The following is a 12,635-nucleotide window of genomic DNA, read 5'->3' on the forward strand; positions in this document are numbered from 1 at the left end:
CCCGCGCTCACTTTCCCTGTCGCGCCGCGAAGCCGATATTGCGGTAACGGTGGACCGCCCCACCGAAGGCAGGCTCGTGGCCGCCAAACTGGTGGACTACACGCTTGGCCTTTATGCCTCCAAAGCCTATGCCGAGGCACGGGGCCTGCCCAGGAACGCCGCCGAACTCGACGATCACCGCCTTGTCGGCTATGTGCCCGATCTGGTTTTCAGCCCGACGCTCGATTATGCCGCCGAGATTTCGGAGAACTGGGCGGCAGACTTCGCCGTTTCATCGGCCATGGGCCAGGTGGAGGCGGTCCGCGCGGGCGCGGGCATCGGCATCCTGCACACATTCATCGCCCGCCGGCATGGGGACCTCGTGCCGATTGCCTGGGCCGCTCCGATCCGCCGCAGCTACTGGACAGTGTATCACGAATCAATGCGTCCGACGCGACGCATACAGGTGGCGGCGGCCTTCATCGGCGAATTGGTGGAGAAGGAAAAACATCTCTTCGTCTAGAGCATTTCCGGTAAAAACGGGATCACCTCCAATGCCCCACCTCTTCGTTTTTAAGCAATTCCGGATGCAAAACCGGTTCCCACTTTTGCTGGAACTGCTCCAGCCGATCAGGACGGGCGGTAAGTCTTTCGTTAAAGACTAGCCGGCAGAACGGGATAGGCCTCGACCGTCGAGAAGGAAGATCAAGTCATGACGCACCGCATCCTCGCCGCCGCGGCGGCCCTGACGCTCATCGTCACTCCGGGAACCGCACAGGCCGATGACCTTCCGCCGCCGCAGACAGCAGGCGTGACCATTCCCGAAGGCCAGATCGAGAAAGCGGTCGATGCGCTCGACGCGATGATCGAGAAGGCGATAAAGGACACCGGCGTACCGGGCCTTGCCGTGGCCGTGGTGCGCAAAGACGCGGTTCTGTTTGCCAAAGGCTACGGCGTGCGCAAGGCCGGCCAGGACGCGAAGGTCGACACCGACACCGCGTTCCAGCTCGCGTCGCTTTCCAAATCCGTGGGCGCGACCGTGGTGGCGCGAAAGGTGGGCGAAGGCATGGTCGACTGGGATACGCCGATGGCCGATATCCTGCCCTGGTTCAAGCTCTCCAACCCCGACAGCACGGCGCTGCTGACGATTGGCGATCTCTACGCGCACCGCTCCGGCCTGCCCGACCATGCCGGCGACGATCTGGAAGATCTGGGCTTCCCGCGTCAAGTCATCCTCGAGCAGCTTCGACACCTGAAAGTGGGCGCATTCCGGCTCCAGTACGCCTATACGAATTTCGGCCTGACGGCCGCAGCAGAAGCCGTGGCGGGCGTTGCCGGCAAGGACTGGGCGACGCTCAGCGAACAGGCGATCTACACGCCGCTGGGCATGGAGAACACCTCCTCCCGGCTGAAGGATTTCCTGGCGCGCGACAACCGCGCCCATGGCCACATACGCAAGAGCGGTGAATGGGCCGCACTCTATCAGCGCGATCCCGACGCCCAAGCGCCGGCCGGCGGTGTAAGCGCCAGCGTGAACGACATGGCGAAATGGCTGCGCATGGTGCTTGGCAATGGCGACTATGACGGGCGCAACATTGTCGACGCGGAGGCACTTCTGCCGGCACTCAGTCCACAGATCGTTTCGGGCGCGCCCGCAACACCCGCCGCGCGCGCCAGCTTTTACGGCTACGGCTTCGGGGTTAACGTTTCACCGGCGGGCCGCGTGATGATCAGCCATTCGGGTGCGTTTGCGCTGGGTGCGGCGACCAATTTCACCATGCTCCCCTCGGCCGATATCGGCATCGTGATCCTGACCAACGCACAGCCCATCGGCCTGGTCGAGGGCATCGCCATGAGCTTCATGGACCTGGTGCAGTATGGCGAGGTGCAGCGCGACTGGCTGGCATTGTATCCGGTCATCCTGGCGCCGATCCTGGAGCCTTTCGGCAAGTATACGGGTCAGGAAGCTCCGGCCGACGCGAAACCCGCACGCGAACTCGCCGACTACACCGGAACCTTCGCCAATGATTACTTCGGCAAGCTCATTGTCGAGGAAGCCGATAGCGGACTGGTGATGAAGGTGGAAGGCACGCCCAGCACCTTCCCGCTGCAACACTGGACGGGCGACGAGTTCGTTTTCCGCCCGCGCAACGAAAATGCCACGGCGGGCTCCATCTCGTCGGTCGCGTTCACGGTCGACGGCGCGCTGGCCAGAGAGGTGCGCGTGGAGTATTTCGATCAATTGAAGGATGGCACGTTCGTTCGAGAATAACTCCGACGGCGCTGCCGCTTTGAGAAAGCGCCGACAAGCCGTCCGCGCTTTCGGGATTTCAGAACGGAGGCCCCGAGTGGCTGACATGGTGTTTCCGCACCGTTACGGCGGATAGCGGAGCATCGCTCGCGGGCGGGTTCGCGACGCGGCGCCAGGCGTCGAGCGCCGCATCGTTTTCCCACAGTTCGAACAGGTTCACCCGGGCCGGATCGAGCGCGTCTTCGCAGATGGCGAAATCGACGCAGCCGGGATGGTTGCGCGCGCGGCGGATCATGTCCGCATGAGCGGCGACATGGGCACGCCGCTCTTCGGGCGGCACGGCCATATGGCCGGCGATGACGATCATGGTTGTCTCCCTGGAATTCACATCGATACGGCCACAGGACGTTTGCAAACGCACCGAAACGACAGGCGGCGACAAAAAGGCTCCGCCTCGACGCGCATGTCAGACGAACGGCTTCGCGGGATCGTAGCGGCGTGGCAGGAGCCGTTGCAGATAGGCAAGACCCTCGTCGGACAGGCGGTTTTCATCCGGCTTCAGATAGGTTTCGGGCATGTGCCGCGTCTTGCCGGCGACGGCGTCGAGATCGACCAGGCGGCAGACGGTCTTGCCGCCATCGAACTGGAGCGCCACGGAGCCGTCGCCCTTCTCCACCGAACCGACGGCGAATGCGCCAGCCTCGAAAGCCTCGCGCGCATCGGTCTCGCTGATCGTGGCGATGTTGCCGCGCGGCAGATAGCCGAACGTGTCGACGCGCGCACGCTGACCGGCCATGTCCTCGGCAAGAATGCGCTCGATGGCCTGGCCGAGATCGCTGCCGGACAGCTTGATGTTGCCGTGGGCGTCGCGCTCCTGCATCTCGGCGGGCACCAGCGTTTCGACCAGCGAGCGCCCCTCGGCGTCGGACACGCCCTCCGACATGGCGACGATACAGCGCCCGTGGCGCGCGACCGTGGCCTCGACGTCCGCGACGAAACGGGTTCGCTCGAAGGCGCGCTCGGGCACGTAAACGAGATGCGGGCCGCTCTCCTCATCGAGCGCCCAGGCGGCCGCGGCCGCGGTGAGAAACCCCGCATGGCGGCCCATGACGATGCCCACATAGACACCCGGCAATGCGCGGAAATCCAGCTCGACGCTCAAAAACGCACCGGCCACCATTTCACCGGCGGAGATGAAGCCCGGCGTGTGATCGTTCTCCATCAGATCGTTGTCGATGGTCTTGGGCGCGTGCATGAAGGTCATGCCGCCGCCCGACGCATCGCGCAGAATGGCCTGGGTGCCGGACGTGTCGTTGCCGCCGATGTTGACGAAGGCATCGGCGCCCACTTCCTTCAACCCCTTCATGATCTCTTCGCAATAGGCCGCGTCGGGCTTGTCGCGCGTGGAGCCCAGCGCCGCACCGGGCGTGGCGGCGATGCGCCGGAGCTCGGTCTCGGACAGATCGGACAGGGCGACGAAGCGGCCGTCACGGATGCCGCGCACGCCGTGCAACGCGCCGAGCACGCGGCATCCGGGATAGCGCTTCATCGCTTCCAGCGTCGCACCAACGACGGTCTGGTTGATGACGGCGGTGGGACCGCCGCCCTGGGCGATGACGAAGGTTTCGGCCATGGCTCGCGCCCTCTCCTTGCGATGATGTTCCGCCATTCATGGCATGACGGGTGCGCGGCTGAAAAGAGCCACAGCACCCGCGCGCAGGATTAACGGAACAGCATGACCGGAATCTTGCAGGATCGCAGCATGGCTTCGGTCGTCGAGCCGATGATGAGGCTGCGGATGCGCGAATGGCCGTAGGCCCCCATCACCAGAAGGTCGAACTTCTCGCTCTCGACACGCTCGGAAATGACCGTTTCGGGCTGGCCCGGCACGACTTCACCCTGTGCCTCGATACCGCCGCCACGCAGGACCGCCTCGGCATCGGCGAGGCGATTGCGCGCCTCGGAGTTGTCGGCCCCGACCGTGAGCAGCTTGACGGTGAGACCCGCAAAGAGCGGCGAACGGGACATGGCGTCGACCGCTTTCATGCTGCTGGCGCCGCCATCATAGGCGACCAGCACCTTTTCGATGGGCGTGAAGGCGCGGGCGGCAACGAAGACCGGCTTGTGGCTCGACCGCACGACGCGCTCCAGATTGGACCCCAGATGCAATTTGGCGAAATCGGCTGCCTCGCCGCGCTTGCCGATCACCAGAAGATCGGAATCGACCTCCACCTCGGCGACCGTCTCGACCACGTCACCATGGCGCAGACGGCCCGAGACCGCCTCGATGCCGGCGGTGCGCACCGCCGCTTCGGCATCTTCGAGGATCGCGCGGCCACGCTTCATGGCCAGGCGCGCGCGCCGCTCGTCGAGCTCGGAGAGTTCCTTCAGGAGCGAGGAGCGCGCACCGAGCGCGATCTTGCCCGACAGATCCGACGGAGCGCTGCCCGTCTCGCGGCGGCCGAGCACATGGAGTAGTTCGACGGAAGATTCGAGCCTGCCGGCGATCCACGCCGCGTGCTCGCATACGCTTTGCGAATAGATGGAACCGTCGATGAATGCGGTAATCTTTGACATTGTCCCTTCCTCCAGCATCGGGCCGAAAAGCGGAATCCGGTTTTCGGTCATACCGATGCTCTATCAATGATTCGGATCGTCCTTTGTGCGTCTGAAAGGACGCAGGGCGATCTAGTGGCCCATCAGCTTTTCGAGTGCACCCGGCTTGTCGTGAATGCCAAGCTTGTCGACGATGGTTTCGCTGGCCTCGTTCATCCCGACGATCTCCACCTCGGCACCGTCGCGGCGGAATTTGAGCACGATCATGTCGAGCGCGCCAACACTGGAAATGTCCCAGATATGAGCACGGGAAACGTCGATGACGACCTTGTCCAGCGCTTCCTTGAAATCGAAGGCGGCGTTGAAGTCCTCGACCGACGCGAAAAAGAGTTGGCCCTCGACGCGATAGGTGCGCTCACGCCCATCCGCAGACAGGGTCGATGTAACCCGGAAGATCTGCGCGATCTTGCCGGCGAAGAAGATGCCGGACAGCAGCACGCCAACCAGCACGCCGATGGCGAGATTGTGCGTGGCGACAACGCAGACGACCGTGGCCAGCATGACCACGGAAGACGACAGCGGATGCTCGCGCAGACTCTTGATCGACGACCATGAGAATGTGCCGATGGAGACCATGATCATGATGGCGACAAGCGCGGGCATCGGGATCTGGCGCACCCAATCGCCGAGGATCACGATCATGAACAGTAGGAACACGCCGGCCGCGAAGCAGGACAGGCGCCCGCGCCCGCCGGATTTCACATTGATCATCGACTGGCCGATCAGGGCGCAGCCCGCCATGCCGCCGATAAAGCCCGTGGCCGTGTTGGCGAGGCCCTGGCCGATGCACTCCTGGTTCTTGTCGCTCGACGTATCGGTGAGCTCATCCACCAGCGAGGCGGTCATCAGCGATTCCAGAAGGCCAACAGCCGCCACCGCCGCCGAATAAGGCAGAATGATCTGCAGCGTTTCCAGATTGAGCGGAATGTCGGGCAACAGGAAGACCGGGAAGGTCGACGGCAACTCGCCCATGTCACCCACCGTGCGCACGTCGAGTCCGAAGGCGATGGACACCGTGGTCAAAACGATAATGCAGACGAGCGGCGACGGCACGGACTTGGTCAGACGCGGGAACAGATAGATGATGGCGAGCCCGGCAGCGACCATCACATAGGTGAGGTTGGGCACGCCGATCAGTTCGGGCAGTTGTGCCATGAAGATGAGAATGGCCAGCGCATTGACGAAGCCGGTCATGACCGACCGCGACACGAAGCGCATCAGATGGCCGAGCTTCAGGAGCCCGGCGCCGATCTGCAGGAGGCCTGCAAGCACCGTGGCGGCGAGCAGATATTGCAGGCCGTGCTCCTTGACGAGCGTGACCATAAGCACGGCGGTCGCGGCAGTGGCGGCCGAGATCATGCCCGGGCGACCGCCGGCTATTGCGGTGATGACGGCGATGGAGAAGGAGGCGTAAAGCCCGACCTTGGGGTCGACACCGGCAATGATCGAGAAAGCGATGGCTTCGGGGATGAGCGCCAGAGCGACGACCAGCCCGGAAAGAAGATCGGCCCGGACATTGCCGAACCATTCGTCACGGTAATGGGAAAGCGAGAACATGGAACCTTCAGGAGACATGACCTCCCAACCGCCGACAGACACCTGCGGTCGGGAAAGACAGAAACGATCGAGGTTGCGCCGGCGGATCAGCGGCCGGCAGAGCCACCCGGAATTTCACCGGGTCCAAAGCGGATGCGCGGTGTTTAACCCTATTTCTTGCTGCGACGCAACATTCTTGATGCTGCGAAGGAACCTCCGTCAGTCCGGCTTCTTACGGGGTTTTTTCCTGCCGCCGGCGGGTTTGCCGAATTTCGGCTTGCCCGGTTTGCCGTCCTTCCTGGCCCGGGGCTTGGCGTCTTCGCGCCACTCGCCGCCCTTGCGATGCGGCTTGCCGGCGGGACGGCGCTTGCCGCCAAAGGGTTTGGGGCCGTTGCGCGGCGCAAACTCCGGCACACCGTCGAGCTGCACCACACGGATGCTGCGCTCCAGAACCGCCTGCGGACCGATGGCCGCAAGAAAACGGTCCACACTGGCCGCATCGAGCTGAACGAAGGTTTCGTCCTGCTGCATCTTGATCGCGCCGATCTCGCGCTTGGTGAGCTCGCCGGCGCGGCACAGAAGCGGGATGAGCCAGCGCGGCTCGGCATTCTGCTTGCGCCCGACGGACAGCGAGAACCAGACGCTTTCGTCGAAATCCTCGCGACGCGGTTTGCGCTCCTCGCGCATGCCGTCGGCATCGTGGACGGTGATTTCGGTCACATCCTCGGGCGCGGAAAGCTTGCCGCGATGTAGGCGCACGAAAGCCGCCGCCACCTGCTCCGCACCGTGTTTGGCAAGCAGGGCCTCGACGAAATCGGTCTCGTTTTCCTGAATCGGTTCTTCGAGGTTCGGATCCGCCATGAGGCGCTCGTCGTCGCGGCGCAGAACGTCCTCGGCCGATGGCGGGCTGCCCCATTCGAGGCGCACCTTGGCGTCGCGCAGAAGGCGCTCGGCGCGGCGGCGGCCATTGGGCGCAACGATGAGCGCGCTGACGCCCTTTCGCCCCGCTCGGCCGGTGCGGCCGGAGCGGTGCAGAAGCGTTTCGGTGTTGGTGGGCAGGTCGGCATGCACCACAAGCTCCAGATTGGGCAGGTCGATGCCCCGGGCGGCAACATCCGTCGCCACGCAGACGCGGGCGCGCCCGTCGCGCATGGCCTGAAGCGCATGGGTGCGCTCGCTCTGGCTGAGTTCACCCGACAGGGCGACGACCGAGAAGCCGCGATTGTTGAACCGGGCCGTCATGTGGTTGACGGTGGCGCGCGTGTTGCAGAACACCAGCGCATTGCGCGCCTCATAGTAGCGCAGCACGTTGATGATGGCGTTTTCGCGCTCCTGGGGGATGGCGAGGAAGCCGCGATAGTCGATATCGCCATGCTGCTTCTGCTCGGCGGCGGTGGTGATGCGGACCGCATCACGCTGATAGTTCTTCGCCAGATTGGCGATGGTGCGCGAAACCGTTGCCGAGAACATGAGGGTGCGGCGCTCAGCCGGTGCCGCGTCGAGAATGAACTCCAGATCCTCGCGAAAACCGAGATCGAGCATCTCGTCGGCCTCGTCCAGCACCACGGCGCGCAGATCCGACATATCGAGCGCGTTGCGGCGGATGTGATCGCACAGGCGCCCGGGCGTGCCGACGACGATGTGCGCACCGCGCTCGAGTGCACGGCGCTCGGTGCGAATGTCCATGCCGCCGACGCAGGAAGCGATGACGGCACCGGTCTCGGCATAGAGCCATTCCAGCTCACGCTTGACCTGGAGCGCGAGTTCGCGCGTCGGCGCAACGGCAAGACCGAGCGGGGCGGCGGCACGGTCGAAGCGTTCCTCGCCATCAAGCAGGCTCGGCGCCAGCGCGATGCCGAAGGCGACGGTCTTGCCGGAGCCGGTCTGTGCCGAAACGAGCGCATCGGCGCCGGCGGGCTCCAACTCCAGCACAGCCTTCTGCACCTGGGTCAATTCGGTATAGCCGCGTTTGTCCAACGCCCGGCCAAGCGCCGGCACAATGCCTTCGAACTCGGTCATTCATCTTCTTTCGGAAATGAGCGCGCTTTAAGAGATCGTCTGGGGCAGATCGTCTGGCGAGCGCGCAGCGTGGCCATTTCGCCAACGCTTTTGCGCCCTACTACGCGCGTCGGACACAAATGTACAGCACGGTATGGCAATTTCCGCCAACTTCGAAAGCTCAACCAGCCGCCGCCTCGCGCCGCTCGCGCGCCGTCAGACGCATCATCACCATTCCCAGAAGCACGGTCAGGGCAGAGACGATCGACAGGGTGAGAAACGCGTTGAAATAACCCGCGGCGCCGCCGGCATGAGCCAGAAGCACGACGACCGCCACCGCTCCAACCGCGCCGCCAACACGCTGGACGATGTTGACCAGCGTTGTCGCGTCGCCCATCTCCTCCTTGCGGGCGGAGGCATAAGCCGCCGTCATGGCCGGCATCTGCCCCAGCGCCATGCCAATGCCTCTGAGCACGAGAAGCGGCGCGAGCCACGCGGCAGGCAAAGGCGTGGGCAGGAGAAACGGCAGCGTGCTGACAAGAAGCGCGACCCCGCCGGCGAGCGTGACCCGGCCGGCGCCGAACCGATCCGTCAACGTGCCACCGACCGGAAGCGCGAGAGCGCTGCCGAGCCCCATGGCCAGGAGCAGGAAGCCGGTTTCCACCGTATCGCGGCCGGCGATCACCTGGAGATAGAGCGGAAGAAGCAAAAGCCCGCCATACATGTTTGCGCCGGTCAGACCGGTGGTGAGCGTGGCCGCGGTGAAGACGGGCCGACGAAGAAGCGCGAGGTCGATCAGCGGTGGCCGCGCGCGCATGGCATTGACGGCGAACCTCGCGACGAGCAAAAGGCCGACGACGACGCAAACCAGATCGATGCGTGTCAGGCCCTGGGCACCGATCTCGGTCGCGCCATAGAGAAACAGTGGCAATCCCGCGCCAAGCAGAACCAAGCCCGCAAGATCGAGACGGCGCGTCTCGTCGCGTTCGCCGGGCGGAACCAGGCCTCTGGCAAAGAGAAGGGCAGCCACGCCGACAGGAACGTTGATCCAGAAAAGCCAGCGCCATGAGGCGTGATCGAGCAGCAGACCGCCAATGGCCGGACCAATGGCCGGGCCGAGCGCGACGACGAGCCCGAGCGCGCCCATGATACGGCCAAGCTGCTTGGGGCCGGCTGTCGCGCCGATGACGGCCTGTCCCGCCGGCACCATGAGACCGCCGGCCAGCCCCTGAAGAAAGCGGGCCGCGATCAGCGACCACGGACCGGGCGCGATGGCGCAGAGCACCGATGCCGCGGCAAAGCCGGCAAGGCTGAGCGCCCACAGGCGGCCGTAACCGAAACGGTTTCCAAGCCAGGCCGCGGCCGGCAGCGAAATCGCCAATGCGATCAGATAGCCGGTGGCGATCCACTGGATTAGGGGCAGAGTTGTGGAGAAATCCTCGCGGATGGTCTCCAGCGCGAGATTGACGACGGTGGAATCCAGCATCGCCATGAACGCGCCAGCGCCGGTGACGGCGGCGATCTTCCAGATCCGCGCGGGAATGGCCGGCGGCGGTGTTTGACGATCCGGGCTCACGGGCCGGCACCCTCGCCCGCACCCATGGCCAAGTCAATGCGCGAAGGTGTCGCGGCGCATCGGATCTACTTCACCACCTCGCCGTCTTCCTTCGTGAAGGCTTTCACCGCGTCTTCCGGCAGAAGTTCCAGCACAGTCTCGGAAGGGCGGCAGAGCTTCGTCCCAAGCGGGGTTTGGACGATGGGGCGGTTCATCAGGATCGGGTGCTCGACCATGAAGTCGATCAGTTCGTCGTCGCTCCATTTGTCTTCGCCAAGACCGAGTTCGTCATAGGGTGTGCCCTTCTGGCGCAGGATCGCGCGCGGCGACACACCCATGGCGGCAATCAGCGACACCAGGGTTTCACGGCCGGGCGGCGTCTTGAGATATTCGATCACCTGCGGCTCCTCGCCGGCCTCCCGGAGCATGGCCAGCACGTTGCGCGAGGTGCCGCATTTTGGGTTGTGGTAGATGGTGGCGGTCATTTGTCTCTCGTTCAGCTCTTGGGGAACCAGTCCCGGGTGCGGTTGGCGAAGGCGACCAGCGACAGCATCACCGGCACCTCGACCAGAACGCCGACCACCGTGGCAAGGGCGGCGCCGGAGTTCAAGCCGAACAGGCTGATGGCGACGGCCACCGCGAGTTCGAAGAAGTTCGACGTTCCGATGAGGGCGCAGGGCGCGGCGACATTGAACGGCACCTTCCAGATACGGGCGGCGAAATAGGTCAGGAAGAAGATGCCGTAGGACTGGATCAGAAGCGGCACGGCGATCAGCACGATCAGGATGGGCCTTGCGACGATGACATGGCCCTGGAATCCGAAGAGCAGCACGACCGTGACCAGTAGGCCGATTACGGAGACAGGTTTCAGCGACGCGGTGAAGTCCGAGACCGCCTTTTCGGCCTCGGCGCCGGAGGCGCGGCCGGTGAGCCATTTTCGGGTCAAGGCGCCGGCAACGAGCGGAATGACCACGTAAAGTCCGGTCGCCAGAAGAAGCGTTTCCCACGGCACGGCGATGTCGGTGACGCCGAGCAGCAGGGCAACGATGGGCGCGAAGGCGAAGATCATCACCACATCGTTGAGCGAGACCTGCACGAGCGTGTAGGTGGCGTCACCCCGGGTAAGCTGGCTCCACACGAAAACCATGGCCGTGCACGGCGCGGCACCGAGCAGGATCAGGCCGGCAATGTATTGCTGCGCATCGGCGGGCGCGATCCACGGGGCGAAGACATATTCGAAAAACAGAACGCCGAGGGCTGCCATGGTGAAGGGCTTGACGAACCAGTTGACGGCAAGCGTCAGCACGAGGCCCTTGGGCCGGTCGCCGATATGGCTGAGGCTGGCAAAGTCGACATTGACCATCATCGGGAAAACCATGGCCCAGATGAGAACGGCGACGACCAGATTGACCGAGGCGTATTCGAGCGAGGCGAGAAAGCCGAACAGGCCCGGCATCAGATTGCCGAGGGCAATGCCGGCGACGATGCAAAGCGCCACCCATATGGAGAGGTATTTTTCGAAGAAGCCGATGCCGCCCGCCGGGGCGTCGGATCGGTGCAGAATATGCTCGGTCATCAAACGGTTCCTATTGGGAATGCGCCGGCGTGCGGCCGATATTGTCGAGACGCCGCTGAAGGGAAAGCCGGTCGAGCGAAGCGAACGGCAGCGCCGTGAAAATGGAAATGCGGTTGTTGAGCATGCGGTATGTGTCTGCGAAAGCGAGGTGTTTTTCGGCCTCGGTACCGGAGACCGCAGCCGGGTCGGGCAGGCCCCAATGGGCCGTCATCGGCTGACCGGGCCAAACGGGGCAAGCTTCCTGAGCCGCGCTGTCGCATAACGTGAAGACGAAATCCAGCTTCGGCGCTTCGGGCGTCGCGAACTCGGCCCAATCCTTCGAGCGCGCGAAAGCGACATCGTGATTCATGTGTTCGAGCAGTTCCACCGCGTAAGGGTGCACCGCACCCCTGGGCCGGGAGCCTGCCGAATAGGCCATGAAGCGGCCCGCGCCGACGCGGTTCAGGATCGCTTCGGCAAGGATGGAGCGGGCCGAATTGCCGGTGCACAGGAAAAGCGCATTGAAAGGCCGATCGCGCATGGTCTTGCCTCCTAGCAATGACAAGTGGCCGCCTCGATGGCGGGGCGGCAAAGGTCGGGATTTCCGTTGCAGCAGTCCTCCATCAAGAAGGAAAGGAGATCGCGGAAACCGGTCATGTCCGCGTGGTAGCGAATGACGCGCCCTTGCCTCTCCGCTCGGATCATGCCCGATTGCGTCAGCACTTTGAGGTGGGCGGATGCGGTGTTCTGCACCACATCCAGCCTCGCCGCGACCTCACCGGCCGGCAAACCGCCCGGCCCGGCCTTCACCAGAAGGCGAAACACGTCGAGCCGGGTTTCCTGCCCGAGAGCGGAAAGCGCTTCGATGGCTTCGGGTTTTCTCATTATCTAAATATCCGGATTTATCGATATATTGGATCGGCTTTTGACATGCCTGGCGCGCGAGGTCAAGAGGTAACAGGCGGGGACCGAAGGTTTGTTTGCCGGCGGCATGAAGAAATGCCGCCTGTGCGACCCGGACGGTTTATTCAACGGGTCCGCGCGTGAAACATACGGCTGGAACAGTGCGAGGTTGTGAAACCGGACCAGTGCACATGACCCTTCTTCCCGCTTACGGGGAGGAGGATGTCAGTCGTGCTGCGCGT

Annotated in this window: 12 protein-coding genes and 1 other annotated feature; of the genes, 2 read left to right on the forward strand and 10 right to left on the reverse strand. The window is 64.0% G+C overall.

All coding sequences use genetic code 11. The features are described from left to right. Window positions 1-502, forward strand: a 502-nt coding sequence (locus QZ638_RS05655; RefSeq protein WP_295807923.1) for a substrate-binding domain-containing protein, incomplete at its 5' end; no start/stop codon positions are given. 189 nt (window positions 503-691) lie between these two features. After that, entirely contained in the window at window positions 692-2,251 is a 1,560-nt protein-coding gene (locus tag QZ638_RS05660; protein WP_295807924.1) for a serine hydrolase, read from the forward strand. A 58-nt stretch (window positions 2,252-2,309) separates the two neighbouring features. On the opposite strand, the gene QZ638_RS05665 is transcribed toward QZ638_RS05660, so the two are convergent. From QZ638_RS05665 to QZ638_RS05710, 10 genes are all read right to left on the reverse strand, one after another. After that, window positions 2,310-2,597: an antibiotic biosynthesis monooxygenase family protein gene (locus tag QZ638_RS05665; RefSeq protein WP_295807927.1), complete on the reverse strand. Its 288-nt coding sequence runs from the start codon at window positions 2,595-2,597 to the stop codon at window positions 2,310-2,312. Between the two features lie 99 nt (window positions 2,598-2,696). Continuing rightward, window positions 2,697-3,863, reverse strand: coding sequence for a diphosphate--fructose-6-phosphate 1-phosphotransferase (locus tag QZ638_RS05670; protein ID WP_295807929.1), 1,167 nt, complete (start codon window positions 3,861-3,863; stop codon window positions 2,697-2,699). Window positions 3,864-3,952: 89 nt separating this feature from the next. Then, a complete protein-coding gene (locus QZ638_RS05675; protein WP_295807930.1) occupies window positions 3,953-4,807 on the reverse strand; it encodes a universal stress protein in 855 nt (284 codons plus the stop codon). Window positions 4,808-4,918: 111 nt separating this feature from the next. Then, on the reverse strand, window positions 4,919-6,403 hold the full coding sequence (locus QZ638_RS05680; protein ID WP_295807990.1) for a SulP family inorganic anion transporter: 1,485 nt from the start codon (window positions 6,401-6,403) through the stop codon (window positions 4,919-4,921). Between the two features lie 72 nt (window positions 6,404-6,475). Continuing rightward, window positions 6,476-6,531 (reverse strand) — a sequence feature (sul1 is cis-regulatory element that is thought to sense ions involved in sulfur or methionine metabolism; They are found in Alphaproteobacteria). Between the two features lie 70 nt (window positions 6,532-6,601). After that, window positions 6,602-8,401, reverse strand: coding sequence for a DEAD/DEAH box helicase (locus tag QZ638_RS05685; protein WP_295807932.1), 1,800 nt, complete (start codon window positions 8,399-8,401; stop codon window positions 6,602-6,604). 160 nt (window positions 8,402-8,561) lie between these two features. After that, window positions 8,562-9,956, reverse strand: coding sequence for a DHA2 family efflux MFS transporter permease subunit (locus QZ638_RS05690; RefSeq protein WP_295807933.1), 1,395 nt, complete (start codon window positions 9,954-9,956; stop codon window positions 8,562-8,564). 65 nt (window positions 9,957-10,021) lie between these two features. Continuing rightward, on the reverse strand, window positions 10,022-10,420 hold the full coding sequence (arsC, locus tag QZ638_RS05695; protein ID WP_295807935.1) for an arsenate reductase (glutaredoxin): 399 nt from the start codon (window positions 10,418-10,420) through the stop codon (window positions 10,022-10,024). Window positions 10,421-10,431: 11 nt separating this feature from the next. Further along, window positions 10,432-11,511, reverse strand: coding sequence for an ACR3 family arsenite efflux transporter (gene arsB / locus QZ638_RS05700; protein ID WP_295807936.1), 1,080 nt, complete (start codon window positions 11,509-11,511; stop codon window positions 10,432-10,434). 10 nt (window positions 11,512-11,521) lie between these two features. Next, window positions 11,522-12,031 (reverse strand): arsenate reductase ArsC, encoded by a 510-nt coding sequence (locus QZ638_RS05705; RefSeq protein ID WP_295807940.1) that lies wholly within the window; start codon window positions 12,029-12,031, stop codon window positions 11,522-11,524. A gap of 11 nt (window positions 12,032-12,042) precedes the next feature. Continuing rightward, on the reverse strand, window positions 12,043-12,375 hold the full coding sequence (locus QZ638_RS05710) for a metalloregulator ArsR/SmtB family transcription factor (RefSeq protein WP_295807942.1): 333 nt from the start codon (window positions 12,373-12,375) through the stop codon (window positions 12,043-12,045). Between the last annotated feature and the right edge of the window lie 260 nt (window positions 12,376-12,635).

The sequence above is a fragment of the uncultured Nitratireductor sp. genome, assembly GCF_913053745.1.
In the GTDB taxonomy this organism is placed as follows: Bacteria; Pseudomonadota; Alphaproteobacteria; order Rhizobiales; family Rhizobiaceae; genus Nitratireductor.

Coding starts and splice junctions, on each gene's coding strand:
- QZ638_RS05660 (WP_295807924.1), top strand. CDS start 692: ATGACGCACCGCATCCTCGCCGCCGCGGCGGCCCTGACGCTCATCGTC.
- QZ638_RS05665 (WP_295807927.1), bottom strand. CDS start 2,597: ATGATCGTCATCGCCGGCCATATGGCCGTGCCGCCCGAAGAGCGGCGT.
- QZ638_RS05670 (WP_295807929.1), bottom strand. CDS start 3,863: ATGGCCGAAACCTTCGTCATCGCCCAGGGCGGCGGTCCCACCGCCGTC.
- QZ638_RS05675 (WP_295807930.1), bottom strand. CDS start 4,807: ATGTCAAAGATTACCGCATTCATCGACGGTTCCATCTATTCGCAAAGC.
- QZ638_RS05680 (WP_295807990.1), bottom strand. CDS start 6,403: ATGTTCTCGCTTTCCCATTACCGTGACGAATGGTTCGGCAATGTCCGG.
- QZ638_RS05685 (WP_295807932.1), bottom strand. CDS start 8,401: ATGACCGAGTTCGAAGGCATTGTGCCGGCGCTTGGCCGGGCGTTGGAC.
- arsC (WP_295807935.1), bottom strand. CDS start 10,420: ATGACCGCCACCATCTACCACAACCCAAAATGCGGCACCTCGCGCAAC.
- arsB (WP_295807936.1), bottom strand. CDS start 11,511: ATGACCGAGCATATTCTGCACCGATCCGACGCCCCGGCGGGCGGCATC.
- QZ638_RS05705 (WP_295807940.1), bottom strand. CDS start 12,031: ATGCGCGATCGGCCTTTCAATGCGCTTTTCCTGTGCACCGGCAATTCG.
- QZ638_RS05710 (WP_295807942.1), bottom strand. CDS start 12,375: ATGAGAAAACCCGAAGCCATCGAAGCGCTTTCCGCTCTCGGGCAGGAA.